The sequence below is a fragment of the Enterococcus sp. FZMF genome (genome assembly GCF_030263915.1).
Taxonomy (GTDB): domain Bacteria; phylum Bacillota; class Bacilli; order Lactobacillales; family Enterococcaceae; genus Enterococcus_D; species Enterococcus_D casseliflavus.
In genome coordinates, this window is the sequence record NZ_CP127160.1 from 190,124 (window position 1) to 209,026 (window position 18,903).

General features: G+C 44.3%; 16 protein-coding genes and 1 pseudogene. 15 read left to right on the top strand and 2 right to left on the bottom strand.

The genetic code is table 11. The features are described from left to right. Window positions 1–23 precede the first annotated feature (23 nt). Together alsS and budA are read left to right on the top strand one after the other, a co-directional pair. On the top strand, window positions 24–1,676 hold the full coding sequence (gene alsS, locus QN079_RS00900; RefSeq protein ID WP_289230245.1) for an acetolactate synthase AlsS: 1,653 nt from the start codon (window positions 24–26) through the stop codon (window positions 1,674–1,676). A gap of 18 nt (window positions 1,677–1,694) precedes the next feature. Continuing rightward, entirely contained in the window at window positions 1,695–2,411 is a 717-nt protein-coding gene (budA, locus tag QN079_RS00905; protein ID WP_289230246.1) for an acetolactate decarboxylase, read from the top strand. Window positions 2,412–2,537: 126 nt separating this feature from the next. Here the strand turns inward: budA and QN079_RS00910 are convergent, their stop codons facing one another. Next, window positions 2,538–4,031, bottom strand: coding sequence for an AcpB/EbpR/MafR family transcriptional regulator (locus QN079_RS00910; RefSeq protein ID WP_289230247.1), 1,494 nt, complete (start codon window positions 4,029–4,031; stop codon window positions 2,538–2,540). Between the two features lie 594 nt (window positions 4,032–4,625). Between QN079_RS00910 and QN079_RS00915 the strand changes: the two are divergent. The 4 genes and pseudogenes from QN079_RS00915 (at window position 4,626) to QN079_RS00930 (ending at window position 8,812) form a co-directional block, all read left to right on the top strand. Continuing rightward, window positions 4,626–6,140, top strand: a pseudogene (locus QN079_RS00915) (glucosaminidase domain-containing protein). A 495-nt stretch (window positions 6,141–6,635) separates the two neighbouring features. After that, window positions 6,636–7,040, top strand: coding sequence for a hypothetical protein (locus tag QN079_RS00920; protein ID WP_015508781.1), 405 nt, complete (start codon window positions 6,636–6,638; stop codon window positions 7,038–7,040). Window positions 7,041–7,318: 278 nt separating this feature from the next. Beyond that, window positions 7,319–8,617, top strand: coding sequence for an AcpB/EbpR/MafR family transcriptional regulator (locus QN079_RS00925; protein ID WP_289230248.1), 1,299 nt, complete (start codon window positions 7,319–7,321; stop codon window positions 8,615–8,617). 42 nt (window positions 8,618–8,659) lie between these two features. Then, window positions 8,660–8,812, top strand: coding sequence for a hypothetical protein (locus tag QN079_RS00930; protein ID WP_289230249.1), 153 nt, complete (start codon window positions 8,660–8,662; stop codon window positions 8,810–8,812). A gap of 232 nt (window positions 8,813–9,044) precedes the next feature. On the opposite strand, the gene QN079_RS00935 is transcribed toward QN079_RS00930, so the two are convergent. After that, window positions 9,045–9,422, bottom strand: coding sequence for a DUF7006 family protein (locus tag QN079_RS00935; RefSeq protein ID WP_289230250.1), 378 nt, complete (start codon window positions 9,420–9,422; stop codon window positions 9,045–9,047). A gap of 555 nt (window positions 9,423–9,977) precedes the next feature. Between QN079_RS00935 and QN079_RS00940 the strand changes: the two genes are divergently transcribed. The 9 genes from QN079_RS00940 (at window position 9,978) to QN079_RS00980 (ending at window position 18,313) form a co-directional block, all read left to right on the top strand. Next, window positions 9,978–11,465 (top strand): phytoene desaturase family protein, encoded by a 1,488-nt coding sequence (locus QN079_RS00940; protein WP_289230251.1) that lies wholly within the window; start codon window positions 9,978–9,980, stop codon window positions 11,463–11,465. Window positions 11,466–11,476: 11 nt separating this feature from the next. Beyond that, complete coding sequence (locus QN079_RS00945; protein WP_034695274.1) at window positions 11,477–12,583, top strand: glycosyltransferase family 2 protein; 1,107 nt, start codon at window positions 11,477–11,479, stop codon at window positions 12,581–12,583. A 12-nt stretch (window positions 12,584–12,595) separates the two neighbouring features. Next, window positions 12,596–13,108 (top strand): glycosyl-4,4'-diaponeurosporenoate acyltransferase CrtO family protein, encoded by a 513-nt coding sequence (locus tag QN079_RS00950; protein WP_289230252.1) that lies wholly within the window; start codon window positions 12,596–12,598, stop codon window positions 13,106–13,108. 334 nt (window positions 13,109–13,442) lie between these two features. Continuing rightward, the gene (locus QN079_RS00955; protein WP_289230253.1) at window positions 13,443–14,468 is read left to right on the top strand and encodes a bifunctional transcriptional activator/DNA repair enzyme AdaA; all 1,026 of its coding nucleotides are present in this window, start codon (window positions 13,443–13,445) and stop codon (window positions 14,466–14,468) included. A gap of 300 nt (window positions 14,469–14,768) precedes the next feature. After that, the gene (locus QN079_RS00960; protein WP_010748593.1) at window positions 14,769–15,197 is read left to right on the top strand and encodes a MarR family winged helix-turn-helix transcriptional regulator; all 429 of its coding nucleotides are present in this window, start codon (window positions 14,769–14,771) and stop codon (window positions 15,195–15,197) included. Window positions 15,198–15,207: 10 nt separating this feature from the next. After that, complete coding sequence (locus QN079_RS00965; protein WP_289230254.1) at window positions 15,208–16,170, top strand: ring-cleaving dioxygenase; 963 nt, start codon at window positions 15,208–15,210, stop codon at window positions 16,168–16,170. 13 nt (window positions 16,171–16,183) lie between these two features. Then, a complete protein-coding gene (locus tag QN079_RS00970; protein WP_289230255.1) occupies window positions 16,184–17,077 on the top strand; it encodes a VOC family protein in 894 nt (297 codons plus the stop codon). A gap of 17 nt (window positions 17,078–17,094) precedes the next feature. Further along, entirely contained in the window at window positions 17,095–17,703 is a 609-nt protein-coding gene (locus tag QN079_RS00975) for a flavin reductase family protein (protein ID WP_289230256.1), read from the top strand. Window positions 17,704–17,716: 13 nt separating this feature from the next. Then, window positions 17,717–18,313, top strand: a complete 597-nt coding sequence (locus QN079_RS00980) for an alpha/beta hydrolase (RefSeq protein WP_289230257.1) — start codon at window positions 17,717–17,719, stop codon at window positions 18,311–18,313. The last annotated feature ends 590 nt before the right edge of the window (window positions 18,314–18,903 follow it).

The following is an 18,903-nucleotide window of genomic DNA, read 5'->3' on the forward strand; positions in this document are numbered from 1 at the left end:
AGTTTTTGAAAAGAGGTAATACAGTGAGTGCAAAAGGATCAGAAATCATTGTTGAAAGTTTAGAAAATTATCGGGTGCCTTATATCTTTGGGATTCCCGGTGCAAAAATCGATGGCGTGTTTGACGTGTTGAGTGATCGGGGACCAGAGTTGATCTTGGCACGACATGAACAAAACGCGGCCTTTATGGCACAAGCAATCGGTCGCCTGACAGGAGAGCCAGGAGTCGTCATTGCAACAAGTGGACCAGGAGCCAGTAATTTAGCGACTGGGTTGGTCACGGCAACTGCCGAAGGTGATCCCGTCTTGGCACTAGCAGGCCAAGTGAAGCGTTCTGACCTTTCAAAATTGACCCACCAAAGCATGAATAATGCGGCGTTGTTTGCGCCGATCACGAAATTCAGCAGTGAAGTCCAAGATCCTGAAACCCTTTCTGAAAGTATTGCCAACGCCTTTCGCATCGCAAAAACAGCGAAAAAAGGGGCGAGCTTTTTATCCATTCCTCAAGATGTGACAGACGGAACCGTTCAAGGGGCAGCGATCAAACCTCTATCTTCGCCTAAATTAGGCAGTGCCGATGCAGAAGATATCCAGGCACTCGTCGATCGGATCAAAGAAGCCAAACTGCCTGTCTTACTCTTAGGGATGCGGGCTTCAGGCGTGAAAGAAACACAAGCGATTCGTCAGTTAGTTGCAAAAACTGGGTTGCCTGTCGTAGAGACCTTCCAAGGTGCTGGGATCATTTCTCGTGAATTAGAAGAGCATTTCTTTGGCCGCGTCGGCTTATTCCGCAATCAGCCTGGTGATATGCTGTTGAAACGCAGCGACTTAGTGATCGCTGTGGGGTACGACCCGATCGAATACGAAGCCCGCAACTGGAATGCGGAAAAAGATGCCCGCGTGATCGTCATCGATGAAGTACCGATGGAGATCGATCCATTTATGCAGCCAGAAGTTGAATTGATGGGCAGTATCGCGAAAATTATTGAACAACTATCAAAAGCCATCGATCAGTATCACTTGAGCGAAGACGCCCAAAACTATTTAACGACGCTACAATCCAAACTCAATGAAAAACCAGCGGATGTCGAAGGCAGTAACAGTACCTTGCATCCTCTGGAAATCATCGATGCTTTGCAACAAGAAGTGACCGACGACATGACGGTAACGGTGGATGTCGGCAGCCACTACATTTGGATGGCCCGTCATTTCCGTAGTTATGAGCCACGGCATCTGCTCTTTAGTAATGGCATGCAGACCTTAGGGGTCGCTTTGCCATGGGCGATCGCTGCAGCGCTCGTGCGACCAAATACTCAAGTGATCTCTGTATCTGGCGATGGCGGCTTCTTGTTTTCTGCCCAAGAGTTAGAAACAGCCGTCCGTTTGAAACAAAACATCATTCACTTGATTTGGAATGACGGTACCTACAATATGGTGAAATTCCAAGAAGAAATGAAATATGATCGTGCTTCTGGGGTTGATTTTGGACCCGTTGATTTCGTAAAATATGCCGAAGCATTTGGTGCCAAAGGCCTACGGGCAACCACCAAACAAGAATTGATGGCAGCCATCGAAGAAGGTTTTGCAACGGATGGTCCAGTGATCATTGATATCCCTGTGGATTATTCAGATAATGCCGATCTGGGCAAAACGATCCTACCTGATCAATTTTATTAAGACCAAAGGAGCAGCAAGATGAAAGTGAAAAACAAAAGTTATTTATATCAGCATGGCACCCTAGGTGGGTTGATGCAGGATTTAATGGATGGCACGGAGCAAATCGGCAAAATGCTTGAATCTGGCAATTTTGGGATCGGTACGTTGGCTGGTTCCAATGGTGAAGTGATTATTTTAGATGGTGAAATCTACCATGTAGACGAATCGGGCAAGGTGCAAGTGCTCCAAGGAAATGAAGGAACCCCCTATGCGGCAGTTGTTGATTTTTCTGCAGCGAAGCACCTGCAGGTCAGCCAAGAAATGACCGATGAAGAAGTGAAAAACCACGTCCTGACAGAAGTCAGCCCGAATTTGTTTTCCGCTGTCAAAATCCATGGGGTATTTACCAAGATGCACGTCCGCGTTGCCCCAAAGCAAGAAAAGCCATATCCAAAATTCATTGAGATCATCCAGCATCAGCCAGAATTTCAGGCAGAAAATATCAGCGGAACGATCGTCGGATTCTTTACCCCGCTGTTGTTCCACGGTGCTGCGGCTGCTGGTTTCCACCTGCATTTTATTAGTGATGATCGGACATTTGCTGGCCATGTCTTAGACTTTGAAGTGGCAGCTGGTGAAGTCGAATTGATGGAACTAGCCGAATTTCGTCAGCATTTTCCTATCGACAACCAAGACTACTTGCAGCGGGAGATCGATGTCGCAAAAATCGCCAAAGATATTGAAGCTGCCGAATAAGCAGCAGACAGCAAAAATAATTGATCGCCAGTAGAGTGGTCTTGCATCGAATGGAACGCAAAAAAGCAGTGAAGCCAACGCTTCGCTGCTTTTTTGTGCTTCTTTCTATTCGGATGGTTGGTATCGTCATGTATTATCAAGTACAATTAATCGCAAAATCCTTGGATTGATCCGATTCAAGAGATGATTCCAATCGGCAGCATCAGGTATCGATTTTAATAAGACGCTTTCGACATCCAGCAAATACTCCGTCGCATATTCAGGGTAGTTGGTGATCAGCAAGTTGATATTTTTTTCCTTTAAGTACTCATGGGAAAGTTCGTTTGAATCAGGGTAGTACATTTCATGATAAAACCCTAGATATTTTCGGATAATGCTTTCGGCATGCTCGCAAACATATTCATTGCCTTCAAAAATAACGGCAATGATTCGCGGCTTGCCCCAATTCTCTTCAATAATTGCTTCCATATGGAACGTGAGGCTTGTACAAAAATCATCCAAATGATCGAGAGAATAGAGATTTTTTACAAGCGGGTGGGAAAGGAGAAACTGGCGATTTTTCGCAAATTCTGCGGCAAACTTTTCTTGGACAAAGTCATTGAGGTCGTCAATATTGATATTCATCGTTGGCGATAACAATTCACGGAGTTTGACAACGATGAAAAAAGATTCTAGCCAAAGCAAGTCTTTTTGTTCATCCAAACTATGCCCACGATTTTGTGCGTAAAAATCTGCAGTGATCTGTTTGATCTCTGGCCATTGGTTGTAATTGCGGCAAAACGCTTCGCTGGCTGCTAGGTCGGTGTTGATTTTGCGGCGACAAATGATACACGTCAAAAGGTAGACGGCTTCTTCTTGAGGGAATTCATAATAAAAATAACGCCGAATGATGGTTTTTAGCGCCTCATAATCAAACAGCAGATCATTTTTTTTGATCAGCTCCTTGAGTTGAGGGGAGGGGGCAGCAAGTAAACCACGTTTGCTGCGCTCCACGCTAATATAAAGGATATAAGCAAAATAAGAAAACGAAGAGCTCTGTAAGGCATTCGTTTCCAAAAGATCAGTGATTTCCATCACCGCATCTTGGACATGGATCGAAGGAAATAGCGTGTGGACATTAATGTCAGACTCGTAGTAAAAAAGACAAAAAAATTTCCGAATATCGATCTCCGAACCTGCCAAAGAGACGGGGTCAGTTTTGATTTTTAAACCGAAAGGGGATAAAAAAGGCTGTATTTTTCGGAAATAGCTGATCAGCGCTTGTTCAGAAATATTAAGCGTTAAGCTCCAATCAAGGAGTGACTGTTGCTCATTATAAAAAGTACTTTCTAAAATTTGGAAAATCGGTTCATCTTTTACCAACTCTTGCTTTTGCTTTCGATACCTATCCTGATCGATTACTTCAAAAAGGTACCCGATTTTTGCTGTATGGATCGCAATCGCCCCTTTAAAGTGCTCTCGCAGGCTAGCGATGTCAGTAATCAACGTACGGGTACTGCTTTCGGTCACTTCAGCAAGTTCTCCCAATGTACGGGTGGGACTTTTCTCAAATTCATTTAACAATTGCAGCCAGCGAATCAACGTGCGGTTTCGCATGAATTTTAATTGAAATGTTTTCATGTCAGCCTCCAACAAAATAAGTTTCAATAATTATAGCATAATCATTTGCACAGAGAATGAAACCCTCAACTGATCGGCGTTTTTGGTCATAGTCCCTTGAAGACTCTGACTGCCAGCAGAAAATTTCTAAGAATATCAATTCTTCAGAGTAATTATAGCAAGAACCTGAGAAACCAATTGCCAAAAATCATATATAAACTTGAGAAAAACGAAGCACGAATAGAAAGGCTCCCAACGCTCGATAAAAAGCCAATGGAGCAAGAAGAGACAATTGAAACACTGTTGTTCAACGGGCAGCCACCCATTTGAACAACAGTGTTTTTTTCTGATGACGCCAGAGGATCTTAGGCAACAGAAAAAAACTGCTGAAGCCGAGGATCGACAATGCGTTGGATGCAAAGCGTGATCTTTTACCAGTAGACCCATTCTCCAAAAGCTCGTTCTCTTTCACTAGGGCGGGAGTCATTTGCTTGAGTCGAAAAAACGAAGCGTAGTATAATAAAAGAGAATTGATATTTATTTACTAATTGGATGGCAAGATGTTTTTTCAATAGAGGTTGTTAAGAGGAAAAAGAAAGAGAAAGGATTTCGCCTATGAAGCATTCGCAAAAAGGGGTAGCGCTTCTTTTGGTTTGCGGACAACTTTTAGCTGGTGTGCCAGTTTCAGCTGCGGTTGTTGCATCAGAAAGTACGACCGTTACCCAAACATCAGAAACAGCTGCACAAGCAAGTGACAGCAGCACAGCAGGGACGATCGAAGAAACCGCTCCAGCAGTGGAAGGACAAGTGTCCGATTCTGAGCAAGGATCGGTACCTGTAGAAAGTGTACCAGAAGGATCTGAGACAGCGCCGGAGGGAACAGAGCAAACCGAAGAACCAACCCCAGTTCCCCAACCGACCCCAGAGCCCGAACCAGAACCAGAACCAGAGCCAGAGCTACCGAGTAAGCCAGAGCCTTCTCAGCCAGAAGAACCAACGCCAGCACCGAAACCAGAAAAACCAACACAGCCTGAAGCACCCAAACCTGAGACGCAGCCATAGAAGCCCCAACCGTCAAAACCTGTAGAAACGAAACCGACACCAGAAGCAAACAGTGATGCAAGTCAAGAAACACCTGCGGCTGTGTCACCGATCATGCCACCAAGTACCCAAGCACCAAGCGCGCCAAGTCAATCCGATCCGACACCGCAGCAAGGTAGCGAAACGACCTTGACGGTCACACCAGTAAAAGAAGTGTGGGATTTTATCCAAGAAATTGGTGAAGATGCCCGAGAAATCGGCTTGAAAAATGATTTGTACGCTTCTGTCATGATTGCACAGGCTATTTTAGAGTCAGGTGGCGGGCAAAGCAGACTGAGTCAGGCGCCGTACTTCAATCTCTTTGGTATCAAAGGAACCTATCAAGGACAGGGTGTCGCTTTTCGGACACAAGAAGATGATGGTTCGGGAAATCACTATACGATCACGGCAACGTTCCGCCAATATACTGGCTACAAAGAGTCATTGATGGACTATGCACGCTTGTTGAAAGAAGGGGTCGGGCAGCAGTCTGATTTTTATAAAGGCGTATGGAAATCAGAAGCGGCTTCTTATCAAGAGGCTGCCCGTTATTTGACTGGCCGGTATGCCACAGATACGACGTATGATCAAAAGCTGACAGCTTTGATCGAAGCCTATGCGTTGACCCGTTATGATCAGAAAAAACCTGATGTGACCGCAAGTGAGACGTATCTTTTTCCTATTGAAAAAGCCGTTGTCACTTCTACTTTCGGCCCACGTTGGGGAAGCTTTCATCGGGGCGTTGACTTTGCCGCAGCGTTTGGGACCCCAATCCTGGCGAGTCAATCTGGAACGGTCATCCGTTCAGAGGTTCATCCTTCTTGGGGGAATTATGTAGCGATTCTCCATGAGGACGAGATGACGACGCTCTATGCACACAATCAACAGAACCTTGTGAAGGTTGGTCAACAAGTGGAACAAGGAGAAACGATTGCCCTCATGGGTAGTACGGGCAATAGCACAGGCGCACACCTGCACTTTGAAGTCAGTGCATCGCCTAGCTTGAGCCAAGCGCAATTGGTCGATCCAATCGCTTTTTTAACAAAATAAGAATAGTCAAAAAAGAGAGTATCATGGATGCTTTCTTTTTTTGTCTTTTTCTAGTCATTTTTTCGAGAGCAACGATTTTAATTTTTTTTTCATGAAAACCGAAAAAATGTTTAAAAAAATCGTGCATAGATTCTTTATAATTTTCACATAACCGTAACCGTTGCTAATCCACAAACTGGCGTGAGCAGATCGGTCAGCAAGCAGCACAAATGGTCGATTCGCATGCTCTTGATGACGAGCGGAGAAGCAAAATCGTTACAGTTGTTACCCCTACGAATAAAAACTTGCTAACGAACTAGGGGAGCAAATAATCAGGAAGCGCATCAATTATAAGTCTAATCCTTTTTTCTATCAGTATTGATCGTTGAAAAGAACTAACAAGAAATGATTAACCATAAAAAAGTAGAAGAGATAAATGAGCTGCTCTTTTTTCTGACAAACGAAAAGAACGTCGTAAACAGTGATGCATAAAATAGAAAAAGAGGGGAACATTTTATGAGAATAAATAAAACGGATTTTGAGACAGTGATGGCTAATAGTGAATTTTTAGACTATTACTGTCAATTATTTGAACGAAATGATGAACGATCCGTCACGGATACGCAATTAGAAAAATTGCACTATTTGATTCAAAAACAGGTGGCACTAACGATTCAAAAGACTGCAAGCTATTCTTTTTTTACTCAAACATACAAGCTGCCGCAAACACTCGCAAAGGATTACCAACTGTTAGCGGAGTGTACCGAGCGGCTTTCAAAAATAGAAATGGATCAGTTGATACCCAAACAATTTATTGAACAGGACTTTAACGTACAAGTGAAAAAAACAAGTCAAGAATCTCAATATGAGCAGCTTTTAAACATCATGTCAGACACATTTAGACAAATAAAGAAAACATAGTCAATTTTTCACGCAGCAGCTTTTTCAAGCATGAAGCAAGACGCGCATCCGCCCTAGGCGGTCTCTGATGAAAGCAAAAGCGAAATCCTTGCACTATTTCCAATAGCCGATAAAATAATTGTTATACAACAGTAGTCTGGAATCCACGCTTTTTTTCATCAAGCTATGAAAAAACCGATTTTTTATGTAGGATGAAAACCGATATAATGAGACTGCTTAGGCGCCTTTCATGCGTAATTTAGCCGCAAAAAAGAAATTTTTTAGTAAGGAGCTTATGTTTGAAAAATTTTCAATTGAGTTTTGTCACAAGCAAATCGACCGTCCGATGGCTGCAGATTCTAAGTGAATTTGAAAAAAATGAAATTTGCAGTGCCAGTCAATTGGCTGAAGTAACAACTAGTACCACCAGGACGATTGGCAAAGACATCAGTCAGATCAACGAGTATTTCTGTGGGCTGATCCTGATCACTTCCACCAATCAAGGCTATTCGTTTGAACTATTTGATTATTCACAGTATGAAAAGAAAAAAGCCTCGCTTTTAGCGAATGAACCGCTCTTTATTTTATTGGAAAATATTTTTATTGGAGAGTTAAAGACGATCGATGAGTGGGCGGACTGCTTGTTTTTATCTAAGAGTACCTTATCGAAGTACTTGCAGCGCATTCATGAACAACTGGCACGTTTTGATCTCCAGCTAGCATTAGATCCTGTGAATATCGTTGGGGAAGAAGCAGATATCCGCAATTTCTTCTGTACCTTTTTTTATGAAACGGACAGCACCCCCCACACTGTATTTCCGCCAGCTGCGGTCCAGCAGGCAGTAACGGAAATCGGCAGGATGTTTGACAAAAATAGTTACCACATCGTTTCGTTTTCACAATACACGTATCTGCTCTATATTTCGCTTGAGCGATTTATGCAAGGTAAGACTGTGCAAATCAACGCCGAATTGTACCACGCCTTGCGACACAGTATTCAGCTGATGCATTTTCAACGAATCAATGGGGTCATTGAAAAGTACTTTCAATGTCGATTGACGAACGATGAACTTATCTTCTTATTTGTTAGTATTATCACAAAGAAAAAACTGCAAAATGTGATCGTCGAACAAAAGTTTTGTCTTTCTTATAATCATTGGACAGAGATCCGCACGTTGACCAACGATTTTTATCAGATGTTGAATGTATCGTCGAAAAAGCCCAAAGAGGATCAGATTCTGATTGAATCCTTTTTTACCTCTGCCAAATTGAAGGAGTGCTTATCCACGTCTGCCAATCGCAATATCTATGATGTGAATGCGTTTATTAAGAAAACCTTTCCTAAGGAGTTTGCTGCTTACCGAGAGTTTTTAGAAAATAGTCGCGAGTACCACAACCTTTATTCTGAGGAGTATCTGACGGATTTTTGTGCAAACTTAGTGATTTATATCGAGTCTGTTCGAGAACGTCATTGGTTTCCCCGAAAAAATATCGCCTTTATCTTCGAAGGAAATAACAATATCGTTCAGTACATTGAAGGCTGGTCTAACCGCTATTTTAGCCGATCCCATCAAGTCTTTTATCCTGACTCAGGGTAAGTCAATGCTCAGTATTTAGAACAAAACACCATCGATTTGCTAGTGACGAACTATGCCGAGCATGCGACCGAATTTCGAGATATCGTAGAATGCATCGTCTTCAAAACGATTCCTTCTTCTTCTGACTGGAATCGACTGCTTGAACGGATCAATCCTAACGTCAACCGCCAATTTGCCTTAAAAGACCTCTTCTAGTTTCCCATTATGTTTTGACCTAAAGAGCTGCTAGAAAGGGCCTTTTAAATGAAAAGAAAGCATTTTTCCTTCACTGCTTAAACAGTGAAAAGGAAAAATGCTTTCTTTTTTTATGGCTTGACTCTCCGCAGCTGTGCAGGAGTGTGGGGAGGGGAAGTGGGGAGTGCATCAGGTACGGATGCAAGCCTTTGGAACCAGCGGTTTTCAATTCAATCGATCGATGTGGGCGAACTCATTGGGCTTCACTTAAGTAAATCAAACTCCAAGGCGCCTTTTGGTTTAGCTGAAGACCGGTCAATTCCCGATAGAAACAGGTTTTGTCTTTGACCGTCAGCTGAATGATCTCTTCTTCCGCATACTCATTTAAAGAAGAAATTTTTAAAACATAAAGTTCTTTTAGTATTTGCAGCTGTGCGTCGATATCTAGTAGCAACGACATTTTTTCGAAAAAAGTACCCTCTTCTTGTTCATAGATCGCCAAAAATCGTTGGCGCAAAGAGAGATAAAAATTAAAGATTTTCGGATGAGTATAAGAACAGGGCGAGTGGATAAATTCTTCGTCAAAAAAGTTTAAATATTCTTCGGCTGATTGGATCGTTTGTAAGTTCATATCAATACTCCTTATAAGTGTTAGGAAAAAGCGACAATACGTGTCATTATCAAAAACAGTCACTGTTAAGCAATGTCTTACTGAGAAGGTCCGTTTGTTTTTTTAAAATGATTGGGGGAAGGACTTTCGCTACATTCAATGTACAGGATATTCCAAATTGGCTCAAACGCGTTTTTTCGTAACCATACGAAGATTTATTTTTCGCTGGTATTAACGTCAAAAATGTTCAAATATTCTGATAATTGTTGTTATAAAAAGAATATTTCCGAATTGGGCGAAATTGCTGGGTTTCCATTCTTTGCCAGCAGGTTGTTTTTTCATTTGCTGAAATCATGGTCGCAGACAAAGCAGCATCAGTTGACCGATAGGCTCATCCCCGTCATTTTTTCAAAGGTGTGATACTATAGAATTATCTAGAAAAACGATCCTTTGATTCAAGCTGCCAATGCCAAAACAGTGCCAAGACACGCAGTTGCAGTGAGACGCAACCGTCTGTTTTGTCGAGAAGGTTTGGCTAAATAGGGTCGTTCATTAAAGCAAACGAGGAGCAATTCAATGAAAGAGAAAAAAACAGTTGTAGTGATCGGCGGCGGACTTGGTGGTCTATCAGCGGCAGTCTCATTAGCCCAAAATGGCTTTGATGTATCATTATATGAAAAAAATCAACACTTAGGCGGCAAGTTGAACCGACTGGAAACAAACGGCTTCGGCTTTGACTTAGGTCCTTCAATTTTGACGATGCCGCAGATTTTCGAAAAGTTATTTACTGGCAGCAACCTCGATATGGCGGATTATGTTGCGATTCGCCGATTGCCATTGGAATGGCGCTCCTTTTTTCCTGACGGCACCAAGATCGATCTCTATGGCGATCTTGCACGTATGGCAAAGGAAAACCCGCACTTGTCGGAAAAAGACATGGCAGAGTACCAAGACTTTTTGGACTATGCGCAAAAGATTTATGCAATCACAGAAAAAGGCTATTTTGAGAAAGGCTTAGATACCACGAAAGAAATCTTGAAGTATCATGGCGTGATCAAAGCACTGAAAGGCTTTGATTATTTCTCTTCGATGCATGATGCCATTCAAAAACGTGTCAGCAATCCGCAGCTGCAAGACATGCTGAGCTATTTTATCAAGTATGTCGGCTCATCTCCTTATGACGCCCCAGCCGTCTTGAACATGATGATCTATATGCAGCATGCCCAAGGTGTCTGGTACGTGCCAGGCGGGATGCATCGTTTAGCCGAGGGCATCGTTCGCTTAGCAAAAGAGATCGGTGTGACCTTCCACACGGGACACAAAGTGGAAAAATTGATCGTTGAACAAGAACAGATCCGTGCCGCTCGTTTGGATGATGGCACGCTGATCGAAGCCGACTATTTTGTTTCCAACATGGAAGTGATCCCGGCCTATGAAGAGCTGTTAGAAGAAGCGCCGACCTTTACTCAAAAACTGGAAGAAAAATTTGAACCAGCAAGTTCTGGTTTTGTCTTGCACTTAGGGGTCAAAACCTCCTATCCGCAATTGGCGCATCACAACTTTTTCTTTTCAAATGCCTCAAAAGAAAACTTTGATCAAAATTTCCATCAGCATCAGCTGCCAGAAGATCCAACGATCTATTTGGTCAATGCCAACAAAACCGATCCTTCGCAAACAGTGGCAGGGCATGAGAACATCAAAATCTTGCCTCATATCCCTTATTTGCAGGATAAACCCTTTACGGAAGCGGAATACGATGACTTTCGTGAACGGATCTTGATCAAGCTGGAAAACATGGGCTTAACGGATCTACGTAAGCACATCGTGTATGAAGACCGCTGGACACCCGAAGACATCCAAAAGAATTATTTGTCACATCGTGGCGCCATCTACGGCACGGTCTCTAACCGCAAGAAAAATCATGGCTTTAAACACCCGAAACACAGCGAACGCTACGACAATCTATACTTCGTTGGCGGTACGGTCAATCCAGGTGCCGGCATGCCGATGGTGACCCTCAGTGGCCAGCAAGTCAGTGAGATGATCACCAAAAGAGAACACTAAGACAAGAAAGGATGATGACTGTGTACCTGCTGCTCGCTGGTATTTGCGCTGCTTGGCTGGCAGGCTGGCTGATTTTTTTCCGCCTGCCGACGATACCCACCCGCAAGGAGACAGCCGCATCCAAAGACTTGACGGAGAGGGGAGAACTGTCGATCATCATCCCCGCCCGCAATGAAGCAGAAAATTTGCCGCAATTGTTGGCGTCCTTGCAGCAGCAAACCCTTCATCCTGTGGAGATTTTGGTGGTTGATGACGGATCGGAAGACGAGACGATCGCCTGTGCTAAGGGCTTCGGTGCGACGGTCTTGCAAACCACTGCTGATTCTGCTGGGAAAGCGGCGGCTTGTTGGTTAGGCGCCTCACAAGCGGTGGGCAAGTATCTATTATTTTTGGATGCCGATACCTTCTTTCTAGCAGAAGATGGCTTAGAGCGTCTTTTCGCTGCGTATGAGGAGCGATCGGGACAAGGACTGCTCTCGGTGCAGCCCTATCATCAAACGAAGCGCCTGTATGAACAACTGTCTGCCGTCTTTAATGTCGTCTTACCTGTCGGGTTGAACCGCTTTTCTATCGTAGGCGAAAAACTCTCAGCTGGCGGCGCCTTTGGTCCGTGTATTTTGTGCAGCAAAACTGCGTACCTTCAAGCCAATGGACATCAGGACATGCCACAAGGAATCTTAGATGATCTAGCATTAGCGAGACGCTTTAAGAAAAAACGCTTGCCGATCGCCTTGTATGGTGGAAAAGACTTGGTGGCCTTTCGGATGTATCCAGCTGGTGTTCGTCAACTTGTTCAAGGCTGGACGAAGGACTTTGCCACTGCTTCGCAATCCACTCACCCTTTGATTATGGCGGGCGTCATCTTGTGGATCAGCGGCGGCATTGGGGTACTGGCGGCACCATTTCTGATGGAACCGCTGTGGCTAGGACTGCTTTTTTATGCTGCTTATTTTGGACAAACTCTGTGCTTTGCCCGCCGTGTCGGCAACTTCAACCGAATCCTGCTGCTTTTTTTCCCATGTTACTTTCTTTTTTTCCTAGGCTTATTTGGTTGGTCGTGGATCCAAACCCATTTGTTGAAATCCGTGACCTGGAAAGGACGCAAAATCAATTTATAGGAGGCGATGCACATGCCGCTGATCACCTTATCCCCACTGCTCTTGCTCATTACAGACAGCTTGGCTTGGCTGCTGTTACATCTGGGCATTTCCTTTAGCTTGCGCAAAGTCAGTGATGCCTTTTTTGAACGTCATGCCAACTGGTTCCGTTCTTTTGCCTTTGAAAAAGGCGGTAGGATCTGGTCGGAGGTGTTTCGTATTCGTCAGTGGAAAGACAAATTGCCCGACGGCACTGTGATTGCCAAAAAAGGCTTTGACAAATCCCGCTTGGCTCAACAGCAAAAGGACTATCTGGAAAAATTCGTCATCGAGACACGCCGAGCAGAGCTGACCCATTGGCTGCTGATGGTTCCAGCACCGTTCTTTTTCCTCTGGAATCCTGCGTGGGCGGGCTGGGTGATGATCGTCTATGCGTTATTGGCTAATTGCCCATTCATCATGATCCAACGCTACAATCGCCCCCGTTTGGAGCGAGTCTTGCGGAAAAAAAGTGCCCTGCAAGTCAAGCAGAAGGCGACGGTCTAGATTCCTGTAGGTGCCGCTTTAAGATTCGCTGAAAAATAGGCAAACTGGAAATCAAAAGGATCGGAGGGCAACTGCCTTCGATCCTTTTTAAAAAATTGGTGTTAATTTTTATGGGATGTGCCAAGTCCATTTTTTGTACACTAAGGTCATTCAGAGGAAAGGGTGATCGTATGTCATCAGAAGGATATGGGCAAATTTTCGAACGGCCATTGCAGACTGCTGCATTGGTTGATCGTGTATTTGGACAGGCACGAAGTATTTTTGTAAGTGTAGAAACGAGGGAGGGATGCGCAAGATGATTTAAGATAGCCGACAACGGGACCACTATTACGACATGCTGATTGAAAAAAATTCCCAATATGAAGGGATTTTTTACGTTGGGGTAAAAACCACCGGCGTCTTTTGCCGTCCCACCTGCCCAGCGAAAAAACCGCTCAAAAAAAATTGCGAGTTTTTTCAGACGGCACAAGAAGCGCTGCTGGCGGCGTATCGTCCCTGCAAACGATGTCGCCCGCTCAGCTCGCCTAGCCACTTATCCCCTGACGTGAAAAGCCTGGTGGAAGCCGTGGAGAGTAACCCAGAGAAAAAGTGGACCGACAAAGATTTTGAAGCACTAGCGATCCATCCCAATACCGCACGCCGACAATTCAAAAAATATTTTGGCATGACCTTTATCGAATACTCCCGTGCACGCCGCTTAGGATTAGCGTTTAAGCAGATTCGTGAAGGAGAACCGCTGATCCAAGCGCAATTAGAAGCCGGTTTCGATTCTGGCAACGGCTTTCGAGATGCGTTTTCTCGGATTATGGGGGAGTTGCCTTCCAACAGCCGCGAAAAAACGATTCTTTCTTCTGCTTGGCTTGAGACCAAGCTGGGGTCGATGTTGGCGATCAGCGACCAGCAGCAGCTTTACTTGTTAGAATTCGTGGATCGCAGAGGGCTAGAAACGGAGATCGCTGTTTTGAGAAGCCGCTTGAATGCAGTGATCATTCCCCAGCAAACAGCAATCATTCAGCAACTCAAGCAAGAACTGACGGAATATTTTGCAGGGAATCGAACTGCCTTCACGGTACCCATCGCCTTGATCGGCTCTGATTTTCAGAAAGCCGTCTGGCAGCAGCTGTTGGCGATGAAGATCGGAGAAACATACTCTTACAAACAATTGGCACAGCGAATCGGCAATGAAAAAGCTACCCGAGCTGTTGCCAATGCCAACGGAAAAAATCAATTGGCGTTGATCGTTCCATGCCACCGTGTCATCAATAGCGATGGCAGTATCGGCGGCTATGGTGGCGGGATCGAACGCAAAAAGTGGCTGCTGGCTTTGGAAAAGCAGGTGCAGCCGACCACAATGATCTAAAAAGGACAAGTATGCGTCGGAATCAGCGCTTCATTGATCGGTACATGGAATGGATCGAATCCTTTTCATTGAAATATATATTTAGCGGAACTTATGGAACCTTTCATAAGTTCCGCTTTTTTTCTTAGATTTGGCGGGTTCATAGAGAAAAGGCGAGGACCGTCGTTAGTGTCTAAGTGTTCTTTATCTCTACAAAAATAAGCATTGAATGATTTTCTTAAATAACCAAAGCATATCCTTTTACAACTTACAAAAAGTAAGTTATGATTATCTCGAATTCGAAATAAAGAGGTGAGGAAAATGGCGCATCAAGAAGAAGCGCTCAAAGCATACATCGGTTTGCTGCGTACGGCGAGTCGTTTGGAACAAGTGGCAAAAAAAGATGTCCGTTGTTATGGCTTAAATATCACAGAGTTTTCCGTACTGGAATTGCTTTACCATAAAGGCACCCATACGACGCAAGCCATCAAGGAAAAAATCTTGATCGCCAGCAGCTCCACAACCTACGTGGTCGATCAATTAGTCAAAAAAGGCTGCGTGCAACGGGAACCTAGCCAAGAAGATCAACGGGTAACATACGTCAGTATTACGGAAGCAGGCAGGGCGTTGATGGAGAAAATTTTTCCCAGTCATGCACAAAAGATTGCGGCGAGTTTTTCCGAACTCAGCAGTGAAGAATTGCAACAATTAAAAACAATTTTACGAAAAATAACTTACGATCAGAAATGAGGAAAAGAAAATGAGAAAACAAGACCAATTATTAGGGGTACACCATGTGACGGCCATGACAAGTGATGTGGAACGGAATTACCATTTCTTTACAGATGTGTTAGGGATGCGTTTAGTGAAAAAAACCGTCAATCAAGATGACATCTATACGTACCATACTTACTTTGCGGATGATTTAGGGACACCGGGAACGACCATGACGTTCTTTGATTTTCCCAATACCGCTCGTGGTAGCAAAGGAACCAATTCGATCACCCGCACCAGTTTCCGAGTGCCCAGTGATGCAGCCCTTGATTATTATGCCGCACGCTTTGATGAATTTGAGGTAAAACACGAGGCAATCACCACCGAATTTTGGAAAAAAGTGTTGCGCTTTTGGGATTTTGATACGCAAGCCTATCAACTGATCTCTGATGAACACAATACTGGCGTGAAAGCTGGTACTCCTTGGAAAAAAGGACCCGTTCCTACTGAGTTTGCGATTTATGGCTTAGGTCCTGTTGAAATGTCTGTTTCTTATTTGGCAGATTTCAAAGGGCTGCTGGAATCCGTCTTTGATTTCAAAACCATTGATCAAGTAGACAATCGCTATTTGCTAGAAGTCGGTGAAGGCGGCAATGGCGCCCAAATCGTTTTAGTGGAAGATACCACGAGCCCACAAGCACAACAAGGGGACGGCGAAGTGCATCATGTCGCTTTTCGTTTAGCCCACCATGACTCATTAGCAGTCTGGCAAGAAGTCTTTGATAACTTGGGATTGGCCAACTCTGGCTATGTCGATCGTTACTATTTTGAATCCTTGTATGTGCGCATCGGCCATATTCTTTTTGAACTAGCGACAGATGAACCAGGGTTTATGGGGGATGAGCCGTATGAAACATTGGGTGAATCCTTATCATTGGCACCATTTTTAGAAAATCGCCGTGAATACATCGAAGGAGTCATCAAACCCTTCAATACAAAACGCGCCTAAGGAGGCACATAGTATGCAACCCATTCAACAGATCCACCATATTTCAGCCATCGTAGGCGATCCGCAAACGAACGTTGCCTTTTACCGTGACGTGTTGGGGTTGCGCCTCGTCAAACAAACCGTCAATTTTGATGATCCCTACACGTATCATCTTTATTACAGCAATCAAGCGTTAGAAAATGGGACCATCATCACTTTCTTCCCTTGGGCAAATGCCCATCCTGGACGAGTAGGAAGCGGACAAGTCGGCACGATCGCCTTTCGTATTCCTAAAGGTAGCAGTGCCTATTGGCAAGAACATTTGGCGAAACATCAAGTAACTGTCCAAGAAAGTACATTGTTTGACCGGCCAACTTTAGAACTTCATGATCAGCATGACCTGTCTTTGGCGCTAGTCGAAGCCGAAGAATCGGCGGAAACACCAGCGATTGTAGGCTTTCATGGGGCCGTCTTGCTTTCGGCACAACCAGAAGCGACCATTCAAACGTTGGCAGATGATCTAGGACTGAACATTTTTAACAAAACAGAGAAAAGCACCCATCTTCATACCGCAGGCACCCGCGCTCATGAGATCGTCGTGCCCCATGAAGCACTGCCAGCAGGACGCTGGGGTGTTGGCACCGCCCATCACATCGCGTGGTCTGTGCCAACGGAAGCAGTGCAAAAAGAGTGGCAAGAGTACTTGTACGATCAAAGATACGGAGTCACTGAAATCAAAGACCGCAATTATTTCAAAGCCGTCTATTTACAAGAGCGGGGCAACATCGTCTTTGAGATCGCAACAGAAACCCCAGGCTTTTTAGTTGATGAACCATTAGAAACGCTGGGACAGCAGTTGATGCTGCCAGCCCAATTTGAAAGCCGCCGTGCAGAGATCGAGGATCGCTTGCCAGATTTATCGGTTTAGAAAAAAGGAGACGCTGTATGCACTATTTAGATCCCAAGGATTTGACCCAACGAGAAAATTATAAACTACTGATTGGCTCCATCATTCCACGGCCAGTGGCAGTGGTCAGTACGCAATCAGCCGATGGTATCGTCAACATCGCCCCATTCAGTTTTTTTAACATCGTCAGCTCAGAACCCGTGATCCTTTCGTTGGCTATCCAGCGCAAAGAAGGGGAACTCAAAGACACCGCCCGCAATCTGTTGGCGACGAAAGAAGCCGTTGTGCATATTTTGGATCAAACAAATGTCCAAGAGGCCAATAAAACCGCGGCATTATTGCCCGCAGACCAAAGCGAGTTGACGGTTTCTGGATTTGCCACAACGGCGTCGAAAACAATTGCCGTTCCTGGCTTGAAAGAAGCCAGTGTCCGCTTAGAAACGATTCTGCATCAGCACGTACCCATCAAAAAAGACCAGCAGACCACTGCCGATCTTTTATTGTTGGAAGTCGTCGGCTACCAGATTGCAGAGGATGTCTATCAAGACGGCAAGATCGATCCCCGTGCCTTACAAGCAGTCAGCCGGCTAGCGGGAAATTCTTACGCAACGATTGGGGAGATTTTCGATATCAAACGACCAAGTTAAAGGAGGAACTTCGATGAAAGCAATCTACCAACAAGGAGCAGCCGACGCACCAGTTTTGGTGCTGCTCCACGGCACTGGTGGCGACGAACAGTCGTTGCTGGAAGTAGGCAAAGCCCTTGATCCTCAAGCATCACTATTAGGTATTCGCGGGAACGTTTTAGAAAACGGCATGCCTCGTTACTTCAAACGCCTAGCTGAAGGGGTATATGATGAAGCCGACTTAGCACTTCGCGGCGACGAATTAGCCGATTTCATTCGGCAAACCGCCAAAGAATACCACTTTTCGTTAGCGCAAGTGGTACTGGTGGGTTATTCCAATGGCGCCAACATTGCCATTCGCTTATTACTAAATGATAGTGACCACTTTAAAAAAGCGATCCTCTACCACGCCATGTATCCAGTCGAGAATTTACCGACGAATTCCTTGCCTGACACTCATGTGTTTCTGAGTTTTGGCAGAAACGACCCAATCGTTTCCCTAGCCGACAGTACTTACGTCCAAGAGATCTTCACCTCACGGGGCGCAGCCCTTTCAACCATTTGGACCCCGAGTCATCAGTTAACGTATGAAGAAGTTGAACACTCACGCATGTGGTTGACCGAACAATAAAGCAGTGCCTCTTTCCTAATCAAACAGCGATCCTGCTGGTTGGTTAGGTTTTTTTGTTTCACGTGAAAACAGTGAATTTAGAGTAAATCGGCTCCACTAAGATACGCTTTACAAGAGTTCTGTTAGTATGGGGGGTCATATTCTCAAAGTTTCAGGATTGTAAGGTAGCATGTTACTTCTATCCTGTTTAAGTTAATAACATGAATTATTCTTTAAAAAAATGGCAATACAATTTAATAAAACGCATAATGGAAAATGAGTTTGGCGATGATCAAAACCAGTTAGGGATTATACCTAACTGGTTTTTTTATTAAGGCAGCAAATTTGCTGATAGTTCCTTTATTTAACAACGTTGATTGTTGTATCGATGAATGGTGGAGTGCCTTGTGGTTCTTTAGATACCAGGGCACAAAAACCAGTGGGTTTATTAGTTAAAAATAACGTTATTGTCGTGCTGTTGATGAATTTCAATACCTTTATCAAGTGGTTAACTGTTTTACAATCATTGTTTTGGCGCTATTTTTCGTATTTAAAGATAACGAAGACATTTTTATATAAAAACAAAAATTTTATTGACAGACAAGATGAAA

Coding starts and splice junctions, on each gene's coding strand:
- QN079_RS00980 (WP_289230257.1), top strand. CDS start 17,717: ATGAAAGCAATCTACCAACAAGGAGCAGCCGACGCACCAGTTTTGGTG.
- QN079_RS00910 (WP_289230247.1), bottom strand. CDS start 4,031: ATGAAAACATTTCAATTAAAATTCATGCGAAACCGCACGTTGATTCGC.
- QN079_RS00955 (WP_289230253.1), top strand. CDS start 13,443: ATGCTGATTGAAAAAAATTCCCAATATGAAGGGATTTTTTACGTTGGG.
- QN079_RS00935 (WP_289230250.1), bottom strand. CDS start 9,422: ATGAACTTACAAACGATCCAATCAGCCGAAGAATATTTAAACTTTTTT.
- QN079_RS00940 (WP_289230251.1), top strand. CDS start 9,978: ATGAAAGAGAAAAAAACAGTTGTAGTGATCGGCGGCGGACTTGGTGGT.
- QN079_RS00945 (WP_034695274.1), top strand. CDS start 11,477: ATGATGACTGTGTACCTGCTGCTCGCTGGTATTTGCGCTGCTTGGCTG.
- QN079_RS00970 (WP_289230255.1), top strand. CDS start 16,184: ATGCAACCCATTCAACAGATCCACCATATTTCAGCCATCGTAGGCGAT.
- QN079_RS00920 (WP_015508781.1), top strand. CDS start 6,636: ATGAGAATAAATAAAACGGATTTTGAGACAGTGATGGCTAATAGTGAA.
- budA (WP_289230246.1), top strand. CDS start 1,695: ATGAAAGTGAAAAACAAAAGTTATTTATATCAGCATGGCACCCTAGGT.
- QN079_RS00960 (WP_010748593.1), top strand. CDS start 14,769: ATGGCGCATCAAGAAGAAGCGCTCAAAGCATACATCGGTTTGCTGCGT.
- QN079_RS00975 (WP_289230256.1), top strand. CDS start 17,095: ATGCACTATTTAGATCCCAAGGATTTGACCCAACGAGAAAATTATAAA.
- QN079_RS00950 (WP_289230252.1), top strand. CDS start 12,596: ATGCCGCTGATCACCTTATCCCCACTGCTCTTGCTCATTACAGACAGC.
- QN079_RS00965 (WP_289230254.1), top strand. CDS start 15,208: ATGAGAAAACAAGACCAATTATTAGGGGTACACCATGTGACGGCCATG.